Here is a 21,010-nt window from a genome sequence, read left to right on the forward strand (position 1 = left end):
TTGGCCCGTTGGTCAAGCGGTTAAGACACCGCCCTTTCACGGCGGTAACACGGGTTCGAATCCCGTACGGGTCACCATACATACATGCTAAGCGCCGATGAGGACGCTTTTTTTATTGTTTAAAACTCTCTTATGCTTTGTGGAAATTAATCTTATAATACTCTATGGAAAAAGGATGACTTAAAAGATGTTGTTAAAACATACTTTCAGTCATCCTTTTCTTATTTTTGAAGCTAAAAAGACTTAAAAATTCAATAACACAGTGAGAATTCCACCGGACCGTAAACACCTAATCCTCAGCATTCCTCTATGTAAATCATTAGCTCAGGGTTCTCATCTAATTCAATGAGTAAAATATGCTTTATTTTTTTCCCCATTATTCTCCCTAATACGGCTTAAAAAGAGCAAGTATTTTTCTTTTTGATACGAATGCTGTCCTCTTTTGATTTTCTTTCGTGAAATGGTGGAGAAGGTCGTCGAGAATTATTTTTGGAAAGCTTTGCTCTTTTGACAAAATCTTTGTTCTAAACCTGTTTATAATAGTTACACAAATTGGAAACGGGTGGTGTGTAGGATGTGGCAAAAGGTAGAACAAGAAGTACTCAAACCGATCAGAGGAATGGTATGGGTAGAAAAAGGTCAGCAGGCAGTCTATCAAACGAGTAAAAAGGGACTTCAGCTTTTGAACCAGAGCATTTTTAATTGGAGAATGCTGTTGTTTGGAATTGGCTTTTTGTTAGGACGAGCTATGATTTTGGCTGAAATGTCACCATTTGCTTTACCCTTTGTAGCCAGTGTATTTGTTTTGCGGAAGGAAAGGACTGGTATTGCCGTATTTGCTGTATTAGCCGGTGCGATGACCCATCAGCCAATAAACGCTCTGTTCTTCTTAACCGCTTTGCTCGTGTATGCCTGCTTGCAGAAAGGCAGCAGTTTTATCATCAAAAACAAAATCTCGAGCCTGCCCCTATTGGTATTAGGATCCAGTGTAGCTACTCGTACAGTCTTTTCCTTGTTTGGCGAAGGCGGGTTAGAACGTGTCGATACGATGCTCGCACTTGTAGAAGGAGGACTAAGTCTCGTATTAACGCTAATTTTCTTACAAAGCATTCCTCTTTTAACGTATAAAAGAATACCGCAGTCTTTAAAAAATGAAGAAATTGTTTGTTTGATGATTTTGCTAGCTTCTGTAATGACCGGAACAATCGGGTGGCATATCCAGGATGTTTCAGTTGAACATGTTGTATCCCGTTATTTAGTATTATTATTTGCTTTTGTAGGCGGAGCGGCGATCGGATCCACTGTCGGAGTGGTGACAGGTATGATCCTCAGTCTGGCTCAAGTGGCCAGTTTGTCGCAGATGAGCTTGCTTGCCTTTTCTGGACTGCTGGGGGGTCTTCTTAAAGAAGGGAGACGTTTCGGGGTCAGCTTGGGCTTGGTCATTGGGACAGTACTAATCGGGTTATATGGGGAAGGAAGGAGCGAGATTCTTTCAACTCTTATGGAATCAGGCTTTGCCGTACTGCTTTTTCTTTTAACTCCTAAAAAAGCGATCAGTAATATTTCTAAATATGTGCCAGGTACGAGAGAGCACTCTATGCATCAGCAGCAATATTTAAAGAAGATAAGAGATGTAACCGCGAACCGTGTGGAGCGTTTTTCTACTCTTTTTCAAGCCTTATCGAATTCGTTCCAAACCGTTGGATCTACGGTAAATGAAGAAGACAGCTCACGTGAAGTGGACATGTTTTTAAGTAATATTACGGAGAAAACGTGTCAAACTTGTTTTAAAAAGGAACAGTGCTGGGCGGCGAACTTTAACACCACATATGATTTGATGACGAACATCATGGTCGAGCAAGAAGAATACGGTGAAATTAAGGACCGCCAGCTTAAGCGGGAATGGGAGAAGCATTGTATAAAACCGCAAAAGGTAACAGACTTTATGAAACAGGAATTATCTCAATATAAAGCGAGTCAAAAATTAAGAATCCAAGTTCAGGAAAGCCGCAGATTAGTAGCGGATCAATTAATGGGCGTTTCCCAAGTAATGGGGGACTTTGCAAAAGAAATTCAGCGTGAACAAGAAAATCATCAAATGCAGGAAGAACAAATTAAAGATGCACTACTTCAATCGGGTATAGACGTTGGTCATGTAGACATCTATAGCTTAGAAACCTCAAATGTTGATATCGAAATGACCATCCCTTATTGCGGTGAATCGGGAATTGCTGAAAAACTGATTGCTCCGATCCTTTCAGATATTCTAGAAGAAACCATTTTAGTGACATATGAAGACTGTGCACATTATGCAACAGGCTTTTGTCATATTACGTTCCATTCAGCCAGGGAATACGTAGTCGAAACAGGGATGGCATCAGCTGCGAAAGGTGGCGCATGGCTATCAGGTGATAGCCACTCTACGATGGAGATCGGCTCAGGCAAGTTTGCGGTTGCTATTGCGGACGGTATGGGCAATGGAGAACGTGCATTTTTAGAGAGCAACGAAACATTGCAATTGCTTCAAAAAATACTTCAGTCCGGAATTGAAGAAGAAGTGGCGATTAAATCAATTAACTCTGTTTTATCATTGCGAACGACAGATGAAATATTTTCAACACTGGATCTGGCTATGATTGATCTTCAAGATGCTTCTGCTAAATTCTTGAAAATCGGTTCTACACCAAGTTTTATTAAACGGGGTGATCAAGTCCGAACAGTGGAAGCCAGCAATCTGCCAATGGGAATCATTCAGGATTTTGATGTGGAGGTGGTGGACGAGCAGTTAAAAGCGGGAGACATCATCATCATGATGAGCGATGGAATTTATGAAGCTCCTCGTCATGTAGAAAATCTGGATGCGTGGATGAAACGGAAAATCAGAGAGCTGAATACGGATGATCCGCAAGAAATAGCAGATCTTCTGATGGAGGAGGTTATTCGAACCGGCAATAATATTATTGGGGACGATATGACAGTAGCTGTCACGAAGATCGAAAAAAATATACCTAAATGGGCGACGATACCCAATCAGCCGAAGGTAAAAGTTCAGCGTAAAAAAGCTCAATAGTTTAGGAGAATAAGAGGTGCTTCTTTTGGAAAAAAGAGTGCCTCTTTTGCCGTTTGTCCCTGAATCAGTTTCTCTGTATAAACCCTTTCTTATTTGACAAAGATGATACTAGTTAAAAATTGTACTGAGAGGGGATTTGAAATGAGGAATAAAGGAACGTTAAGGCAAATTCTATTAATTACAGACGGCTGTTCCAACCAAGGTGAAGATCCGATTGCAATGGCTGCGCTCGCCCATGAACAAGGGATTACCGTAAACGTGATCGGTGTGTTAAACGAGAATACGGCAGAATTCCACAGACAAGGATTAAAAGAAGTAGAAGACATTGCCATGTCAGGAGGCGGCATCAGCCAGATCGTATATGCAACACAGCTTTCACAAACCGTAAAAATGGTAACCCAAAAGGCGATGACACAAACGATCAAAGGAGTCGTCAACGCAGAGCTGCAGCAGATTTTAGGAAGTAAATCTTCGATGGATGATCTTCCTCCAGATAAGCGCGGGGAAGTTATGGAAGTTGTAGATGAAATGCAAGAAACGATGAATCTAGAGGTTTTGATTTTAATAGATGCCTCAGGAAGTATGGAAGATAAAATGATGACGGTACAAGAATCTCTGCTCGATCTTTCTATTTCTCTGAATTCGAGAATTGGTGATAATGAGTTTTCTATTTATGCGTTTCCCGGCAAGAAAAAAGAAGTAGAGGAACTATTAAGCTGGTCTTCCAAAATGGATTCTATCGGAAAAATTTTTTCCAAGATAACACTCGGCGGTATAACGCCGACAGGTCCTGCTATTAAAGAAGGGATAGCGGTTTTCCAACAGAAAAGATCCTCGAAAAGGAGATTCTTATCCAATGATGCCGATGGATATGAGCGCGAGTCCAGTATGTAATTTAACGGTCGGAGATGAAATTCGGGGCAAGTGGAACCATTCCATATACCGTGTACGGCGCCGTTTAGGCTATGGAGCCACAGGTGCTGTTTATCTTGTGGAGCATAAGAATGGTTTGGCTGCACTAAAAATCGGTCATGATCAGATGTCGATTACATCTGAAGTAAATGTTTTGAAGCGGTTTTCTAAGGTCCAGGGGAAAGTCCTTGGACCTTCTTTGGTCGAGGTTGATGACTGGCAGACAAGAAAAGCAACCTATCCATTTTACGCGATGGAATACTTAAAAGGAGAGACGCTGTTTGACTTTATGAAAGGTAAGTCCTTGGATTGGCCGGGAATATTGCTCGTTCAGCTATTAACGGATCTGCATACGCTGCATCAGGCGGGATGGGCTTTTGGAGACTTGAAACCAGACAATCTCCTTGTTACAGGACCGCCATACCGCATTCGCTGGATGGACGTTGGTGGAACAACCGTAATGGACCGATCCATCAAAGAATATACAGAGTTCTTTGATCGAGGCTATTGGGGGAAGGGCTCCCGAAAGGCTGAACCTTCCTATGACTTATTCTCAGCTGCGATGGTGATGATCAACATGGCTTATCCTGCACGTTTCACAAAACGAAGTGATCCAGATAAACAGCTGCAAGAAAAAATAGCATCAAGCCCTATGCTAAAGCGATATGCTGTCATTCTGGAAAAAGCACTTAACGGAAAGTACCAGTATGCAGAAGAGATGAGGAATGAACTTGTCGTTTTATTAAATGCGAAAGACCAGAACAAAACAAACCAGAAGCAAATGACAAAATCAAATAATCAAAAACCAGCTACAAGACAGGCGCAAAAGAAAAAGAAAAAAAGCTTTTTAGCTGAAACCTTTCTTGTATTTACTTTTGTTTTTGTTGTTTATTTGTTCTATATGCTCGGACAAACGATGTAATGGTGTAAGTTGAATAGATTCTTTGATATGATTTGATGGAGAATTAGAACGAAGGAGCGGATTAAGTTGCAGGAAGTGGAGCAGTTTATAAAAAAGCACCGGCTTCTCTCATCCGCAAAAACAGTTGTTGTAGGTGTTTCAGGCGGTCCGGATTCACTAGCGCTGCTGCATTTCTTATGGAAGCGGTCAGCCTACTACAAGATTTCTGTCATTGCAGCCTCATTCAATCATATGCTTAGAGGTGAAGAATCCGAAAATGAATTAAAAGTCGTTGAACAATTTTGTTCGGAAAGAGAAATTTTGTTTGAAGGCAGCCGAGGGGATGTTGCTCTCTATCAAAAGGAACATCACCTGTCCAGCCAAACAGCGGCTAGGACATGCAGGTACCGCTTTTTTGACGAGGTGATGAAAAGGCATAAGGCTGATGCCCTTGCTTTAGCACACCATGGTGATGATCAAGTAGAGACGATGCTCATGAGGATCACGAGAGGAAGTGAAGGTTACAGTTTAGCGGGTATACCGATTAAACGGCCTTTTTCAAATGGTGAGATTATTCGTCCGTTTTTAGGAATAACAAGAGCTCAAATCGAGCAATATTGTAAGGTGGAAAAATTGCATCCTGTATTTGATCCAAGTAACGATAGTGAAAAGTACGTAAGAAATCGTTACAGAAAAAAAGTGCTTCCTTTTTTAAAACAAGAAAACCCGTATGTTCATGAAAGATTTCAGTATTTAAGTGAAACTATTTCGGAAGATGAAACGTATTTAATCGAACAAACCAAAATAGCGATTGAAAAGGTTTTAATAACGAAAACAGAGGGGAAAATAGAGTTATCTGTATGCTCGTTTAACAAAATGCCTATTCCTTTACAAAAAAGAGGGATTACACTAATATTGAACTATCTGTATAAAAAAATTCCTTCATCTCTTTCCTCTGTACATAAGGAAAACTTTCGAAGTTTGCTCGAAAGTGAGCAGCCATCCGGTGTTTTGCATTTTCCGTCAGGACTTTTTGTAAGCCGATCTTATGACAGATGTTCTATGAGTTTTGAGCCGATCAAAACAAAAGAAGAATCGATTTATGATTTTTCTTTTGAACTTCCTGGGTTTGTAGAATTGCCCATTGGCAGCTTATCTGCTGAAATTACAGAGAATAAACCCGTTTCAATCAGGGGAAAAGATGTTTTTGTGTTTTCGAAGAATGATGTAAGTCTCCCATTAAGAGTTCGAACCCGCAGACCAGGTGACCGGATGGCGATTGCCGGCGTTGGTACACGGAAATTAAAAGATATATTTATTGATGCTAAAGTGGCACAGGAAGAACGGAAAGTTTGGCCGGTTGTCGAGGACTCAAGCGGCAGGATCATATGGCTGCCCGGACTGATTGCCGCAAAGAGCGATCACATAAATCATTCTGAACAATGGGTAGTCTTACGCTTTCAAAAAAATCGCCATGACGTCTAGGAGGCTTGTTAAACATGCATGATGAAATTTTAGAAACGCTTATTTCTGAAGAAGCGATTCAAAACAAGATTAAAGAACTTGGAAGTGAGCTGTCTGAGGAATATAAGGATCGTTTCCCGCTAGTGATAGGAGTTTTAAAAGGAGCACTTCCTTTTATGGCCGATCTTATTAAGCGCATGGATATCCATCTCGAAATTGATTTGATGGCTGTATCCAGCTATGGAACTTCTACTGTTTCTTCTGGACAAGTGAAAATCGTAAAAGATTTAGATACGACTTTAGAAGGACGAGACATCATCATTGTAGAAGATATTATCGACAGTGGATTAACGCTTAGTTATTTGGTTCAATTGTTTAAAGCACGAAAAGCAAAATCAGTTAAAATCGTAACACTGTTAGATAAGCCTACTGGAAGAAAAATCGATATTAAGCCTGACAAAGCTGGTTTTATCGTTCCCGATGCTTTTGTAGTCGGTTACGGATTAGATTATATCGAGAAATACCGCAACTTGCCTTATATCGGAGTATTGAAACCAGAGATTTACGAAACGAAAGAATAGCAGAACTGTATACGATTTGATTGTTCGCCTAAGGAGGTAAGGAATGAATCGCATCTTCCGTAATACTATATTTTATTTACTCATCTTTTTAGTAGTTGTTGGTGTCGTAAGTTTCTTTAACGGTAACAACAATGAAGTGAAAGAAATTCGCTATGATCAGCTGACTAGCTACATTCAAGCTGACAAAGTTGAAAGTATTGTTTATCAGCCTGAGGGCGGCGTTTACGTTGTTCGAGGAAAACTGAAGGGTGCTGCTGAAGGAGAAGTCTTCCAGACGAATGCACCGCTTACTGGCAACACGTTAGATGAAATCAAAAGCCTTGCGAAAAGCTCACACGTGGAATTTAAACAGCAAGAACAAACGAGCGGCTGGGTAACATTCTTTACATCGATTATCCCGTTTGTAATTATCTTTATTTTATTTTTCTTCTTGTTGAATCAAGCTCAAGGCGGCGGAAGCCGTGTCATGAACTTTGGGAAGAGCAAGGCGAAACTTTATAACGAAGAGAAGAAAAAAGTTACATTTAAAGATGTAGCCGGTGCAGATGAAGAAAAGCAAGAACTTGTAGAAGTTGTTGAGTTCCTGAAAGATCCGCGCAAGTTCTCAGCATTAGGTGCACGTATTCCTAAGGGTGTTCTTTTAGTGGGACCTCCTGGTACAGGTAAGACATTGCTTGCTCGTGCAGTAGCAGGTGAAGCTGGCGTTCCTTTCTTCTCGATCTCAGGTTCTGATTTCGTAGAGATGTTCGTTGGTGTCGGTGCATCACGTGTTCGTGATTTATTTGAAAATGCTAAGAAAAACGCTCCATGTATCATTTTTATCGATGAAATTGATGCTGTTGGACGTCAGCGTGGTGCTGGTTTAGGCGGCGGTCATGATGAGCGTGAACAAACGCTGAACCAATTGCTCGTAGAGATGGACGGTTTTGGTGCCAATGAAGGAATCATCATCATTGCTGCAACGAACCGAGCTGATATTCTTGATCCTGCCCTTCTTCGTCCAGGACGTTTTGACCGTCAAATTCCGGTTAACCGCCCAGATGTAAAAGGACGTGAAGAAGTTCTTCAAGTACATGCTCGCAATAAGCCGCTTGCTCTTGATGTAGACTTAAAAACGATTGCTATGCGCACACCAGGTTTCTCTGGTGCCGATTTAGAAAACTTGCTGAACGAAGCGGCATTGGTTGCTGCTCGTACAAACAAAAAGAAAATTGATATGGATGACATTGATGAAGCAATTGACCGTGTCATTGCTGGACCAGCTAAGAAGAGCCGTGTCATCTCTGAAAAAGAAAAGAATATCGTCGCTTACCATGAAGCGGGTCATACTGTAATCGGTCTAGTCCTTGAAGGTGCAGACACTGTTCATAAAGTAACGGTTGTCCCTCGCGGCCAGGCTGGCGGATATACAGTTATGCTTCCTAAAGAAGACCGATATTTCATGACGAAGCCAGAATTGCTTGATAAAATCGTAGGACTTCTTGGAGGCCGTGTTGCCGAAGAGATTACGTTCAACGAAGTAAGTACTGGTGCTCATAACGACTTCCAGCGTGCGACAGGCATTGCCCGCCGCATGGTAACAGAGTTTGGTATGAGTGAGCGTCTTGGACCGATGCAATTTGGTTCATCTCAAGGCGGTCAAGTATTCCTTGGAAGAGACTTCAACAATGAACAAAACTATAGTGATGCGATCGCGCATGAAATCGATCTAGAAGTTCAGCGTATTATTAAAGAATCTTACGAGCGCTGCCGTCAGATTCTGACTGAACATAATCCTAAGCTAGAAATCATCGCTCAAACGCTATTAAAAGTTGAAACCCTTGATGAAGTTCAAATCAAGGAACTTGTTAAAACAGGAACACTTCCAGAAAGAAAGACGATCTCAACTCCTTCTGATGATGTTAAAGTAACACTTAACAAGAAGGACGATGAGGAACCAAAACAAGATTAATTATTCAAAGGACACCTCAAAATATTGAGGTGTTCTTTTTGTATTTTTAAGACACTTTTCTAAAAGGGTAATGCTTTTGGCTAATTTCGTTCATTCGCAGCATTAGCAAGTTGATTGGAGTGCAAGGTGCGAGACTCCTGCGGGACAAGCGGGACAGGTGAGACACAGCAGGTACAAAGTGCCAAGGTGGCTCACCGCACGCCCCGCGGAAAGCGAGCATCCTGTAACGGAGATCAACTACTTTCAAGAGCAGCAATGTTTGCGACAACAGTCTTTTTTCATTGCAAATTCCTCATTGCTTTACTCTGCCTCATTTTGTGTATAAACTATTAGAGAAACTTTAGATTAGAAGCGAGGACATTACTCATGATTTTTGTGTTCGACGTAGGGAATACGAATATTGTTTTAGGTCTATATGAAAATAATGAATTAAAACATCATTGGAGAATCCATACTTCACGAGAAAAAACAGAAGACGAGTATGGCATGCTCGTATTGGATTTGTTTAGACATGTAAATATCCATAAAGAAGAAATTGAAGGGATCATTATTTCTTCCGTAGTGCCTCCAATCATGTTCGCTTTAGAGCGGATGTGTGTTAAATATTTCGGACAGCGTCCAATCGTTGTAGGTCCTGGTATTAAAACCGGCTTGAACATCAAATATGAAAATCCACGAGAAGTGGGTGCGGACCGAATCGTTAATGCGGTTGCAGCGATTCATGAATATGATTCACCGCTTATTATTGTTGATTTTGGGACTGCAACAACATACTGTTACATCAATGAACAAAAGCAATACATGGGTGGAGCGATTGCGCCAGGTATTAATATATCGACAGAAGCACTTTATACAAAAGCCGCTAAACTTCCGCGTATTGAAATCGCGAAGCCAGAAGGTGTAATCGGCAAAAACACGATTAATGCCATGCAGGCTGGTATTCTATATGGATATGTGGGACAAGTTGAGGGTATTGTAAAAAGAATGAAGCAGCAATCTGCTGAAGAGCCAACGGTTATTGCGACTGGCGGACTTGCGAGTCTAATCGCAGCCGAATGTACGCTTATTGACCATGTAGATCCTTTCTTAACACTTAAAGGTCTATTATTGATTTACGATAAAAACAAGAACGTCTAAAGGATGAGTTTAAATGAATGACTATTTAATTAAAGCTCTTGCATTTGATGGACAGATTCGAGCTTATGCGATTTCAACTACAGAAATGGTTAGTGAAGCACAAAAAAGACATGAAACATGGCCAACAGCCTCAGCTGCTTTAGGAAGAGCAATGACGGCTTCAACAATGATGGGTATGATGCTGAAAGGTGAAGACAACAGCATTACCGTTAAGATTGAAGGCGGCGGACCAATTGGCGTTATTCTCGTAGATAGCAATACTAAGGGTGAAACACGCGGTTATGTAACAAACCCGCAAACACACTTTGAGCTAAACAGCCACGGTAAGCTCGATGTAGCCCGCGCAGTTGGGAAAAACGGATTCTTATCAGTCGTTAAAGACATTGGAATGCGCGAAAAATTCACTGGGCAAGTTCCTTTAGTTTCGGGCGAATTAGGTGAAGATTTTACGTATTACTTTGCCTCTTCAGAGCAAGTGCCTTCCGCTGTAGGTGTTGGAGTGCTCGTTAACCCGGACAATTCAATTAAAGCTTCAGGCGGTTTTATCATTCAAGTACTGCCGAATGCTTCAGACTTAATCATTGACCTATTAGAACAAAGAATCAAAGAGATTCCTCCGATTTCACGTCTGATCGAAAAAGGAATGACACCTGAAGAAATCCTTTTTGAACTGTTAAGTGAAGATCAGGTGAAAATTCTTGAAAAATCTCCAGTTAAGTTCCAATGCAAATGCTCGCATGAACGTTTCGGTCAAGCTATTGTAAGCCTTGGAGAACAAGAAATCAAAGAGATTATCGAAGAAGACGGAAAAGCAGAAACACACTGCCATTTCTGTAATGCGAAGTATACATTCTCAAAAGAGGAACTTGAAGAATTACTTGAACAAGCGAAAAATTAATAGATTTAGGAATGACTCAAAAGTAAAAGCTGCTTTTGAGTCGTTTTTTATTTGCTGCTTTTTGCTCATAAGCTCATTCACAACATTGACAAGTTGATTGGAGTGAAAGGTGCGTGCCTGCCACCTTAGTATTTTACTCTTAAGGCATGCGACGAGGAAGCCCGTTTCGATAGCGTTTACTTGGAGACGCAGAAGCAAGTACTTCAAATGTCTTTCAACGTGGCTCACCGCCCGCCCCGCGGAAAGCGAGCATCCTGAAACGGAGATTCACAACTTTCAAGAGCGACAAATTATTTGAAACAGCCATAGTATTTGTTAACTGCGATTCACCTCATGAAAAACACCCTATGTGCGTATCATTATAATAGTGCACAAAAATTGACAGGTGATTTTTAGAATTGATACAATAAATCCAATAAAAATACTCGGTTTTAGGAGTGATGACGATGGTTAGAGTAGCACAATCGGTTACGGACTTAATTGGTCAAACCCCTGTAGTAAAGTTAAATCGTCTTGCGACAGATGACATGGCTGATGTTTATTTAAAACTAGAATTCATGAACCCGGGCAGCAGTGTTAAGGATCGTATCGCTTTAGCCATGATCGAAGCGGCAGAAGAAGACGGAAAGTTAAAAGAAGGCGATACGATTGTTGAGCCAACGAGCGGAAATACTGGAATCGGTCTTGCGATGGTAGCAGCAGCAAAAGGCTATAAGACGGTTCTTGTCATGCCTGACACAATGAGTTTAGAGAGACGGAACTTATTAAGGGCTTATGGGGCGGAACTCGTTTTAACGCCAGGACCTGAAGGAATGAAGGGTGCTATTGCGAAGGCAGAAGAGCTTTCAAAAGAAAATGGATACTTTATGCCGCAGCAGTTTGAAAATCAAGCAAACCCAGAAGTGCATCGCAGAACGACTGGAAAAGAGATTCTTGCTCAATTCCCTGATGGTCTTGATGGGTTTGTATCTGGAATCGGTACAGGCGGAACGATTACTGGTGCAGGTGAAGTACTTAAAGAGAAATATCCTGACATTAAAATCTACGCAGTTGAACCGACAGATTCTCCTGTTTTGTCAGGTGGAAAACCAGGGCCGCATAAGATTCAAGGAATCGGAGCAGGTTTTGTGCCAGGTACGTTAAGCACAGATATTTATGATGAGGTTTTGACGGTAACAAATGACGAAGCGTTTGAGTATGCGAGAAGAGCAGCGCGTGAAGAAGGTATCTTAGGCGGAATCTCTTCAGGTGCAGCCATATCTGCTGCCTTAAAAGTAGCGAAAAAACTCGGTAAAGGGAAAAAGGTACTTGCTGTTATCCCGAGTAACGGTGAAAGATACTTAAGTACGGCTCTTTATAAATTTGAAGAATAGATCATAAATCTGCCTGTTGAAATGCTCCCTTACCGGGGGCTTTTTTATTTATTTCAGCAATTGAAAATACAGGAAATAACAAGTTGGCTGTGTAAAACTAAAATCAGCTCATGTACAATGGAAGAAGATGATTTTTGGGAGAGTGACCGTTTATGGGGATGAAGAAAAAATGGCATGTGCAGCACACGAGTATTTCCCTTTCCAAAGAAGAATGGTTTCAGAAATATAAAGCATTATCAGATACAGAGCCACGCCACATTTTGTTGGAGAGCGGCAGGACTGGAAAGTATAGCATTATCGGACTTACACCTTTTGCTGAAGTATCGGGAAAAGAAGATGTGCTTTCAATTCAAACAGAAAACGGAACTACGGTGCAAAAGGGTTCCATTTATCAACTTTTTAAAGAATGGTTTGAAAATTTTCAGGTCGAACAAATAGAAGGTCTGCCTGATTTTACAGGCGGAGCCATCGGTTATCTCAGTTATGACCTTACGCGAGAATTTGAAAAGCTGGAGAACTCAGCAAATGATGACCTCGGCTTGCCTGATTTATATTTTTTATTGTTCAAGGATCTATTTGTTTATGACCATGAAACAAATAAACTTTGGATTATCGTTTTAAGTGAGGATAAGGAGAACTCCTACAGTTCGAGCAAACTTCGCGCCTTTGAAGAAATGTGGCAAACGCCATGTACGGTCAAGACGATAGAGTCAACAGATAAAATGTATCAAGATAGCAATGACTTTACGCATGTGTCCATGACAGAGGATGTTTTTGTAGAGGCTGTAAAAAAAATTCAGTCGTATATATCAGATGGTGATGTGTTTCAGGTAAATCTTTCGGTCCGCCAATCCAAGGCACTGCAGACAGCACCTTTTCACGTGTATGAAGAATTAAGAAGAATTAATCCTTCTCCGTACATGGGATATATGCAAACGCCGGAGTTTCAGCTTGTCAGTGCATCCCCGGAACTGCTCGTAAAGAAAAAAGGGAATCTAATCAGTACTCGCCCGATCGCGGGTACACGTCCTCGTGGAAAAACAGAAGAGGAAGATCTTCAGCTTGCAAATACATTGATCGAAAATGAGAAGGAACGGGCTGAACATGTCATGCTCGTGGATTTAGAAAGAAATGATCTTGGGAAAGTGGCTGTTTACGGCAGTGTGAACGTAGATGAGTTTATGGTGATTGAAAGATATTCGCACGTGATGCATATCGTTTCTAATGTTGTAGGCAAACTAAAGCCTGAATGTGATGCGTTCGATTGCATTCAAGCCACATTCCCTGGGGGAACAATTACTGGAGCCCCAAAAGTGAGAACAATGGAAATCATCGAAGAGCTTGAACCGGTCAGAAGAGGTGTTTATACAGGAAGCATCGGCTGGATCGGTTTTAACGGTGATACAGAAATGAATATCGCAATTCGGACGATGGTATGTCAAAATGGTACTGCACACGTTCAAGCGGGTGCGGGTATTGTAATTGATTCAGTGCCGGAAAACGAATACAAAGAGTCTTTAAAAAAAGCAGAGGCGCTGTGGCGTGCGAAAGAACAAAGTGAGCACGGATCCATATTGGTTTAACACAGCATGAGAGGAGATGAGACGAGATGATTTTGATGATTGATAACTATGATTCTTTTACGTACAACCTCGTTCAGTATTTAGGTGAAATGGGTGAGGAGCTTGTCGTAAAACGAAATGATGAGATTACGATTGAAGAGATCGAGAAACTAAACCCTGAATTTTTGATGATATCCCCAGGACCTTGTTCGCCGGATGAAGCGGGTATAAGCTTAAAAGCGATTCAGTACTTTGCCGGTAAACTTCCGATCTTTGGCGTGTGTCTTGGTCATCAATCAATTGCCCAAGTGTTTGGGGGAGATGTTGTTCGTGCCGGCCGTTTAATGCATGGAAAGACATCCCCGGTACTTCATGATGGGAAAACGGTTTACGAAGGACTCAATAATGGATTTACAGCAACGCGCTATCATTCATTGATTGTTAAAAGAGAAACCCTGCCGGATTGCTTTGAAATTTCTTCTTGGACAGAAGAAGGAGAGATTATGGGAATTCGCCACAAAGAACTTCCGATCGAAGGGGTACAATACCACCCAGAATCGATCTTAACGGAAGACGGAAAGAAATTATTAAAGAATTTTATTACTTTTTATAAAGGCAAAAATGCATGTACATCTATGTAGACGGACAAATCGTATCGAAGGAAGAGGCGAGGATTTCTCCTTTTGATCATGGATTTATGTATGGACTCGGTGCTTTCGAGACTTTCAGAACATACGAGGGATTTCCGTTTTTAATTGATAATCATATCGACAGGGTTCATGAAGCTTTGGAAGAATTGAATATTTCAATAAAAATCAATACAGCAGATGTAACAGAGATGGTTACCACACTATTAAATAAAAATGGATTAAGTGATGCTTATTTTCGTCTAAACATTTCAGCAGGTGCGGGTGATATTGGACTGCAGACAGATCCTTATGAACAGCCTGCGGTTATACTCTTTACGAAACCACTGGCTCAAGCAGCTAAATCAGCTGAAAAAGAACTGGTTACACTAAAAACAGTCCGCAATACGCCTGAGGGTGAAAAACGATTAAAATCGCATCATTATTTAAATAGTATTTTAGGCAAAAGAGAACTGACAAACCCACTGACGCAAGAAGGTGTCTTTTTAACGAAAGAAGGTTATGTCAGCGAAGGTACGGTTTCAAACTTATTTTGGGTTAGTAAAGGTGTGCTGTTCACACCTTGTATATCAACAGGTATTTTAGACGGCATTACAAGAAAATGGATGCTTCATGCTTCACAGCTGCTGAACATTCCGGTCGAAACGGGGAACTATACTATAAATGAGCTTAAATGTGCTGATGAAGTATTTCTATCGAACTCGATTCAGGAGCTTGTGCCTGTTCGCCGCTTGGAAGAGAAAGAATTTGCCGGAAATGAAGGGCAAATCCTTCAAAAATATCAAAACTTATACCGTCAGCATACGGAAGAAAAACGGACTCGAATTTGAGTATTGGTGAAAGGGTAGATTGAAACATGCATGAATTGATGATGAAGCAGTCTAAGCTGAAATGCGGAGAGTATGTACTCGATTTTTCGAAAAAGACGTATATTATGGGCATCTTAAATGTTACACCTGACTCTTTTTCTGACGGAGGTCATCATAATCGGATCGAACAAGCCATTGTCCATGCGAAAAAGATGGTCAGCGACGGTGCGGATATCATAGATATTGGCGGTGAATCAACAAGGCCGGGTGCATCTTACGTAACTGCGGAAGAAGAACTGGAGAGAGTCATTCCTGTTATTGAAGCTTTAAGAAAAGAAGTAGATATTCCGATTTCTATTGATACGTACAAAGCCCATACAGCATTAGAAGCTGTCAAAGCGGGTGCTCACATCATTAATGACGTATGGGGTGCGAAAAAAGATCTTGAAATGCCTAACGTCATGGCCCAAACAAACGTGCCTGTTATTTTAATGCATAACCGTTTCGATACGAACTATCAAGAATTCATGCCTGACTTAATCGCTGACTTGGAACATAGCATCGCCATCACTGTAAAGGCAGGGGTAAAACCTGAAAACATCATCTTAGATCCAGGTATCGGATTTGTAAAAACCTTTAAACAAAATCTTGAAACGATGAGAAGACTGAATGAAGTCGTAAATATGGGCTATCCTGTTTTACTAGGAACTTCAAGAAAATCCATGATCGGAAAAGCGCTTGATCTGCCGGTTGAAGAACGGGTAGAAGGAACAGGTGCAACCATTTGTCTTGGAATCGAAAGAGGATGTTCGATTATTCGTGTCCATGACGTTAAAGAAATGAGCCGAATGGCTAAGATGATGGATATTATGCTGGGGAAGGGTGCTGAAACCCATGGATAAAATATATGTGAACGGTATGAAGTTTTACGGGTATCATGGTGTTTTTCCGGAAGAACAAAAACTCGGGCAGCGGTTTAATATCGATGTGATGCTGACGCTCGATCTTTCAAAAGCGGGATTATCAGATGATTTAGATGCAACCGTAAACTACAAAGAGGTTTATGACGCTGTGAAGGAAATCATGGAAGGCGATTCAGTGAAATTGCTAGAGTCGCTCGCTGAATCCATCTCTGCAACATTGCTTGGCAAGTTCACTTCCATAGATGAAACGACGGTTAAAGTAATCAAGCCGGATCCTCCAATCCCAGGTCATTATGATTCGGTAGCTGTGGAAATCACACGTGGCAGAGGGTAATAGCAAAATGAAAACGGCTTATTTATCAATTGGGTCAAATATGGGTGACAGAGAAGAATTGCTCAAAAAAGCGATTCAATCATTGGCAGAGTACCATGACATTGAGATTGAGAAAATTTCATCCATTTACGAAACAGATCCAGTAGGAGTTACGGATCAGCCATTGTTTTTAAATTTAGCTATAAAACTGAAAACCACCCTTTCTCCACATGCTCTTTTGAGTAAACTGCATGAAGTGGAAGAGGAATTGGAAAGAAAAAGGATCCGAAAATGGGGACCTCGAACAATAGACCTTGACATTTTATTGTATAATGGTGTAAGTATACAAACGGAAGTGTTAGAAATTCCACATCCACGTATGCTGGAAAGGGCATTTGTTCTTATACCTCTAAGTGAAGTTGCCCCAGATGATATTTATCCAGGGGGATCAATTTCTTTGCATCAAGTCCTTTGCGAACAAAGAGATAAAGAAGGTGTACGCATATGGAAGAAGATCGACTGGGAAGACGCATACGCGCGTTCCGAAAGTTAAAAGGCTATACACAAGAACAGCTCGCTAAAGATATTGGAATATCCGTATCCGTTCTTGGCGAGGTAGAAAGAGGCAGCCGAAAGCCTAAAGTGGATCTGCTTTATAAAATTGCAGATCAATTCAGTATTAAAGTCGAAGAGCTACAGTAATAAGATAAATGGAAAGACGGAATGGAAACGAGGTGATATGGTTGTTGAAAATTGGCGATATTACAATGAAAAATCCAGTTGTTCTGGCACCTATGGCAGGTGTTTGCAACCCGGCCTTCCGATTGATCGCAAAAGAATTTGGAGCAGGACTTGTTTGTGCAGAAATGGTCAGTGATAAAGGGATTCTGTACGAAAATGAAAAATCTCTAAAGATGCTTTATGTCGATGAGAGGGAAAAACCATTAAGCCTGCAGATTTTTGGCGGAGAACGCGAATCATTAGTCGCCGCAGCTAAATATGTTGATAAACATACGAATGCAGATATTATAGATATCAATATGGGTTGCCCGGTTCCGAAAATCACAAAATGTGATGCAGGAGCAAAGTGGCTTTTAGACCCAGATAAGATTTATGAAATGGTTGCTGCGACAGTTGATGCTGTCCAAAAGCCAGTTACGGTAAAAATGCGTATCGGATGGGATGAGGATCACATCTATGCGGTAAAAAACGCACAAGCCGTTGAACGTGCCGGCGGAGCGGCAGTAGCGGTTCATGGACGTACTCGTGTTCAAATGTATGAAGGTACTGCTGACTGGGATATCATTGGTGAAGTAAAGAAGAATGTTTCCATTCCTGTAATCGGAAATGGTGACATTTCAACTCCTCAAGAAGCAAAGGAACGTCTTGAGAAGTATGGAGTCGATGGTGTTATGATCGGAAGAGCCGCTCTAGGTAACCCTTGGATGCTTTACCGAACGGTTCAATACCTTCAAAACGGCGAAATTGTTCCGGACCCGGATGCTCGTGAAAAGATGAACATCTGCATGCTGCACTTGGATCGCTTGATCGAAATTAAAGGTGAAAACGTAGCGGTAAGAGAAATGAGAAAGCATGCGGCCTGGTATTTAAAAGGCCTGCCGAAAACAGGGTCTGTTCGTAACGGGGTCAACCAAATGACAACACGTAACGATATGAACAAGCTATTATTTGATTACGTAGATCAATTGGAAATGGAAGAAAGTCAGCAAAAGATCATTAGCTGACAATAGTGACATACAGCCAGATCATCAGATGACTGGCTGTTGTTTGCTTAAAAACGAGATAGCAGCAGCCTGTGTTTTCTTTAATTAAAAGGCTCTTTTCTAAAAAAATGTTGATTCAGGGTAATTTTTAAACTGCCTCAAATGCAAGGTTGATTGGAGTGTAAGGTGCGAGACTCCAGCGGGATTAGGTGGACAGGTGAGACCCCTCAGGCACAAAGTGCCAGGGAGGCTCACCGCCAGCCCCGCGGAAAGCGAGCATCCTGAAACGGAGATCAACTACCAACAATGACTGCAAAATAGCCTATTAAATTTACAGGGGGAATAGCATATGAATATGCTAAAACTCACACAAGAAGGCACCAGGAAGCTAGAAAATGAACTGAAAGAACTGTCTAAACGCAAGCGGGAATTTCGGCATTCGCCAGATAAAGATTTCATTATCAATAGAATGAACGAAATTGAAAGTTTGTTATCACGATCCTTAACATGGCCTGTTGTAAAAGAATCTGGGTACTTTGTACAAGCCGGTTCAACAGTTACAATAGAGGAAACCGTTTTTCATGAGCGATATACATATATGATTGTACATCCATTTGAAGCGGATCCGCGTGAAAATAAAATATCGGTACATTCTCCGATTGCCAAAGCTGCCCTTGGAAAAACCATAAATACTACCATTAGTATTCAGGCGCCAAATGGCAGCGAATTAATCTATACCATTATTGATATTCAAAACTGCTAAAGCTAGGAGTGTTCCCATGAGTCAAGAAGTAGAATTAAACGATTTGCTGCGTGTGCGGCGTGAAAAGTTAGCTGCTCTAACAGAAAAAGGAATGGATCCGTTTGGTACAAAGTTTAACCGTACCCACACAGCTTCCGAACTTATTTCTGAATATGGAGAAAAAGAAAAAGAAGAAGTAGACAGCCTGGAGCTTGAAGTAACAATGGCTGGCCGTATCATGACAAAACGCGGTAAAGGGAAAGCGGGATTTGCTCATATTCAAGACCTTACAGGCAAAATCCAAATCTACGTAAGAACAGATGCAGTAGGAGAAGAACAATACGAATTGTTTGATTCTATTGATATCGGAGACTGGGTTGGTGTAACAGGAACTGTATTTAAGACAAAAGTAGGCGAACTTTCTATTAAAGCTAAAGATTTTCAATTGCTTACTAAATCTTTACGTCCGCTTCCCGATAAGTTCCACGGCTTAAAAGATGTGGAACAGCGTTACCGTCAGCGCTATGTGGATTTAATCATGAATCCAGAAGTAAGAGATACTTTTATTTCACGTTCTAAAATTATCCGTTCAATGCGCCGTTACTTAGATGACCATGGTTACTTAGAAGTTGAAACACCAACGATGCATTCTATTCCAGGTGGAGCGTCTGCTCGTCCTTTTATTACTCACCATAATACATTAGATATGGAACTTTATATGCGTATCGCTATCGAGCTTCACTTAAAGCGTCTAATTGTAGGCGGACTTGAGAAAGTTTATGAAATCGGTCGTGTATTCCGTAACGAGGGAGTATCTACTCGCCATAACCCGGAATTTACAATGATTGAGTTGTATGAAGCGTATGCGGATTATCTGGATATTATGGAGTTGACTGAAAACCTTGTTGCGCATATCGCACAAGATGTACTTGGCACAACTACTGTAAAATACGGTGATTATGAAGTAGATCTTAAACCTAAATGGAAAAGAGTTCACATGGTAGATGCGATTAAAGAAGCTGCAGGTGTAGACTTCTGGCCGGAAATGACAGATGAAGAAGCTCGTGAACTGGCTAAAAAGCACAATGTACCAGTAAAAGATACAATGTCTTATGGACATGTAGTAAATGAATTCTTTGAACATTTTGTTGAAGAGAAACTCATTCAGCCTACATTCGTATATGGTCACCCAGTGGCGATTTCTCCATTGGCTAAGAAGAATCCAGAAGATCCTCGCTTTACGGATCGTTTTGAACTTTTCATTGTTGGCCGCGAACATGCGAATGCTTTCTCTGAACTAAATGATCCAATTGATCAGCGTGAACGTTTTGAAGAGCAGCTGAAAGAACGCGCTGAAGGTAATGATGAAGCACATATGATGGACGAAGATTTCGTGGAAGCATTGGAATATGGAATGCCTCCAACTGGCGGACTCGGGATCGGTATCGACCGTCTCGTTATGCTGCTGACAAACTCACCGTCAATCCGTGATGTATTATTGTTCCCGCAAATGCGTCATTCTGACAAATAAGATGATTTTAAAAACCAGCCTTAGTGCTGGTTTTTATTTTTATAGTGAAGAATGTTTAAGGGAGAACTGGAGAAAGATAATTAAGGTGTGAATTCAAAACTAACCTTATTCCTATATCTTGTATTATAGGGCAATCATTTTTAGCTTATTTTGTAGATGGTTAAACAAGATTATAGAAGGTTAAATAAAAGTAAATGTTTTTTAGTGAAAACTATTGTGCAAGAGCAAAAATGGTGGTATATTATTCTTCGTCGCAAGAAATACTTGTTTGTGAAAATGGTTAAACAAAACAAATGAAAGTTTTGAAAAAAGCTGTTGACAACAAGGGTTGAGGCGTGGTAACCTAATAAAGTCGCCAAAACGAGCGACATTGAAAAAAGTTCTTTGAAAACTGAACAAAAGAAATAGGTAAGGAATTAAGAATTAATTCCGTCAGTTTTAAAAACGAGCAAGACAAACACTTTTATGGAGA

At 40.9% G+C, this 21,010-nt stretch carries 19 protein-coding genes and 1 tRNA gene; all 20 read left to right on the plus strand.

Annotation, left to right across the window (positions count from 1 at the left end; all coding sequences use genetic code 11):
* Window positions 1–2: 2 nt before the first annotated feature.
* The 20 genes from J2X07_RS19045 to lysS all read left to right on the plus strand — a co-directional run bounded on the left by J2X07_RS19045 (window position 3) and on the right by lysS (window position 20,538).
* Window positions 3–77 (plus strand) — tRNA-Glu (locus J2X07_RS19045).
* Window positions 78–574: 497 nt separating this feature from the next.
* A complete protein-coding gene (gene spoIIE, locus J2X07_RS19050) occupies window positions 575–3,070 on the plus strand; it encodes a stage II sporulation protein E (protein WP_310262534.1) in 2,496 nt (831 codons plus the stop codon).
* Between the two features lie 141 nt (window positions 3,071–3,211).
* Window positions 3,212–3,964: a VWA domain-containing protein gene (locus tag J2X07_RS19055; RefSeq protein ID WP_396194670.1), complete on the plus strand. Its 753-nt coding sequence runs from the start codon at window positions 3,212–3,214 to the stop codon at window positions 3,962–3,964.
* Window positions 3,927–4,904, plus strand: coding sequence for a protein kinase domain-containing protein (locus J2X07_RS19060; RefSeq protein ID WP_310262540.1), 978 nt, complete (start codon window positions 3,927–3,929; stop codon window positions 4,902–4,904). Before J2X07_RS19055 ends, J2X07_RS19060 begins: the two co-directional genes overlap by 38 nt.
* 75 nt (window positions 4,905–4,979) lie before the next feature.
* Complete coding sequence (tilS, locus tag J2X07_RS19065; protein WP_310262582.1) at window positions 4,980–6,368, plus strand: tRNA lysidine(34) synthetase TilS; 1,389 nt, start codon at window positions 4,980–4,982, stop codon at window positions 6,366–6,368.
* 14 nt (window positions 6,369–6,382) lie between these two features.
* Complete coding sequence (gene hpt / locus J2X07_RS19070) at window positions 6,383–6,928, plus strand: hypoxanthine phosphoribosyltransferase (protein ID WP_310262543.1); 546 nt, start codon at window positions 6,383–6,385, stop codon at window positions 6,926–6,928.
* A 43-nt stretch (window positions 6,929–6,971) separates the two neighbouring features.
* On the plus strand, window positions 6,972–8,879 hold the full coding sequence (gene ftsH / locus J2X07_RS19075; RefSeq protein WP_310262546.1) for an ATP-dependent zinc metalloprotease FtsH: 1,908 nt from the start codon (window positions 6,972–6,974) through the stop codon (window positions 8,877–8,879).
* Window positions 8,880–9,245: 366 nt separating this feature from the next.
* Window positions 9,246–10,016 carry a type III pantothenate kinase gene (locus J2X07_RS19080; protein WP_310262548.1) on the plus strand — a complete coding sequence of 257 codons (771 nt, stop codon included), beginning with the start codon at window positions 9,246–9,248 and terminating at the stop codon, window positions 10,014–10,016.
* A 13-nt stretch (window positions 10,017–10,029) separates the two neighbouring features.
* Complete coding sequence (gene hslO / locus J2X07_RS19085; RefSeq protein ID WP_310262550.1) at window positions 10,030–10,914, plus strand: Hsp33 family molecular chaperone HslO; 885 nt, start codon at window positions 10,030–10,032, stop codon at window positions 10,912–10,914.
* 446 nt (window positions 10,915–11,360) lie between these two features.
* Window positions 11,361–12,287 (plus strand): cysteine synthase A, encoded by a 927-nt coding sequence (gene cysK, locus J2X07_RS19090; protein ID WP_310262553.1) that lies wholly within the window; start codon window positions 11,361–11,363, stop codon window positions 12,285–12,287.
* Window positions 12,288–12,445: 158 nt separating this feature from the next.
* Window positions 12,446–13,870, plus strand: a complete 1,425-nt coding sequence (locus J2X07_RS19095) for an anthranilate synthase component I family protein (RefSeq protein ID WP_310262585.1) — start codon at window positions 12,446–12,448, stop codon at window positions 13,868–13,870.
* A 26-nt stretch (window positions 13,871–13,896) separates the two neighbouring features.
* Window positions 13,897–14,490 carry an aminodeoxychorismate/anthranilate synthase component II gene (pabA, locus tag J2X07_RS19100; RefSeq protein ID WP_310262556.1) on the plus strand — a complete coding sequence of 198 codons (594 nt, stop codon included), beginning with the start codon at window positions 13,897–13,899 and terminating at the stop codon, window positions 14,488–14,490.
* The gene (gene pabC, locus J2X07_RS19105; protein ID WP_310262559.1) at window positions 14,475–15,326 is read left to right on the plus strand and encodes an aminodeoxychorismate lyase; all 852 of its coding nucleotides are present in this window, start codon (window positions 14,475–14,477) and stop codon (window positions 15,324–15,326) included. Before pabA ends, pabC begins: the two co-directional genes overlap by 16 nt.
* Window positions 15,327–15,352: 26 nt before the next feature.
* Window positions 15,353–16,207: a dihydropteroate synthase gene (gene folP / locus J2X07_RS19110; protein WP_310262561.1), complete on the plus strand. Its 855-nt coding sequence runs from the start codon at window positions 15,353–15,355 to the stop codon at window positions 16,205–16,207.
* The gene (gene folB, locus J2X07_RS19115; protein WP_310262564.1) at window positions 16,200–16,562 is read left to right on the plus strand and encodes a dihydroneopterin aldolase; all 363 of its coding nucleotides are present in this window, start codon (window positions 16,200–16,202) and stop codon (window positions 16,560–16,562) included. Before folP ends, folB begins: the two co-directional genes overlap by 8 nt.
* Window positions 16,563–16,569: 7 nt before the next feature.
* Window positions 16,570–17,094, plus strand: a complete 525-nt coding sequence (gene folK, locus J2X07_RS19120; protein WP_310262567.1) for a 2-amino-4-hydroxy-6-hydroxymethyldihydropteridine diphosphokinase — start codon at window positions 16,570–16,572, stop codon at window positions 17,092–17,094.
* Entirely contained in the window at window positions 17,046–17,243 is a 198-nt protein-coding gene (locus J2X07_RS19125) for a helix-turn-helix domain-containing protein (RefSeq protein ID WP_310262570.1), read from the plus strand. Before folK ends, J2X07_RS19125 begins: the two co-directional genes overlap by 49 nt.
* A gap of 41 nt (window positions 17,244–17,284) precedes the next feature.
* Window positions 17,285–18,286 carry a tRNA dihydrouridine synthase DusB gene (dusB, locus tag J2X07_RS19130; RefSeq protein WP_310262573.1) on the plus strand — a complete coding sequence of 334 codons (1,002 nt, stop codon included), beginning with the start codon at window positions 17,285–17,287 and terminating at the stop codon, window positions 18,284–18,286.
* 328 nt (window positions 18,287–18,614) lie between these two features.
* Complete coding sequence (locus J2X07_RS19135; RefSeq protein WP_310262575.1) at window positions 18,615–19,028, plus strand: GreA/GreB family elongation factor; 414 nt, start codon at window positions 18,615–18,617, stop codon at window positions 19,026–19,028.
* Between the two features lie 16 nt (window positions 19,029–19,044).
* The gene (gene lysS, locus J2X07_RS19140) at window positions 19,045–20,538 is read left to right on the plus strand and encodes a lysine--tRNA ligase (protein ID WP_310262579.1); all 1,494 of its coding nucleotides are present in this window, start codon (window positions 19,045–19,047) and stop codon (window positions 20,536–20,538) included.
* Window positions 20,539–21,010: the final 472 nt, after the last annotated feature.

This window comes from Fictibacillus barbaricus, from assembly GCF_031457135.1.
In the GTDB taxonomy this organism is placed as follows: Bacteria; Bacillota; Bacilli; order Bacillales; family Fictibacillaceae; genus Fictibacillus; species Fictibacillus barbaricus_A.

Coding starts and splice junctions, on each gene's coding strand:
- spoIIE (WP_310262534.1), top strand. CDS start 575: ATGTGGCAAAAGGTAGAACAAGAAGTACTCAAACCGATCAGAGGAATG.
- J2X07_RS19055 (WP_396194670.1), top strand. CDS start 3,212: ATGAGGAATAAAGGAACGTTAAGGCAAATTCTATTAATTACAGACGGC.
- J2X07_RS19060 (WP_310262540.1), top strand. CDS start 3,927: ATGATGCCGATGGATATGAGCGCGAGTCCAGTATGTAATTTAACGGTC.
- hpt (WP_310262543.1), top strand. CDS start 6,383: ATGCATGATGAAATTTTAGAAACGCTTATTTCTGAAGAAGCGATTCAA.
- ftsH (WP_310262546.1), top strand. CDS start 6,972: ATGAATCGCATCTTCCGTAATACTATATTTTATTTACTCATCTTTTTA.
- J2X07_RS19080 (WP_310262548.1), top strand. CDS start 9,246: ATGATTTTTGTGTTCGACGTAGGGAATACGAATATTGTTTTAGGTCTA.
- hslO (WP_310262550.1), top strand. CDS start 10,030: ATGAATGACTATTTAATTAAAGCTCTTGCATTTGATGGACAGATTCGA.
- cysK (WP_310262553.1), top strand. CDS start 11,361: ATGGTTAGAGTAGCACAATCGGTTACGGACTTAATTGGTCAAACCCCT.
- J2X07_RS19095 (WP_310262585.1), top strand. CDS start 12,446: ATGAAGAAAAAATGGCATGTGCAGCACACGAGTATTTCCCTTTCCAAA.
- pabA (WP_310262556.1), top strand. CDS start 13,897: ATGATTTTGATGATTGATAACTATGATTCTTTTACGTACAACCTCGTT.
- pabC (WP_310262559.1), top strand. CDS start 14,475: ATGTACATCTATGTAGACGGACAAATCGTATCGAAGGAAGAGGCGAGG.
- folP (WP_310262561.1), top strand. CDS start 15,353: ATGCATGAATTGATGATGAAGCAGTCTAAGCTGAAATGCGGAGAGTAT.
- folB (WP_310262564.1), top strand. CDS start 16,200: ATGGATAAAATATATGTGAACGGTATGAAGTTTTACGGGTATCATGGT.
- folK (WP_310262567.1), top strand. CDS start 16,570: ATGAAAACGGCTTATTTATCAATTGGGTCAAATATGGGTGACAGAGAA.
- J2X07_RS19125 (WP_310262570.1), top strand. CDS start 17,046: ATGGAAGAAGATCGACTGGGAAGACGCATACGCGCGTTCCGAAAGTTA.
- J2X07_RS19135 (WP_310262575.1), top strand. CDS start 18,615: ATGAATATGCTAAAACTCACACAAGAAGGCACCAGGAAGCTAGAAAAT.
- lysS (WP_310262579.1), top strand. CDS start 19,045: ATGAGTCAAGAAGTAGAATTAAACGATTTGCTGCGTGTGCGGCGTGAA.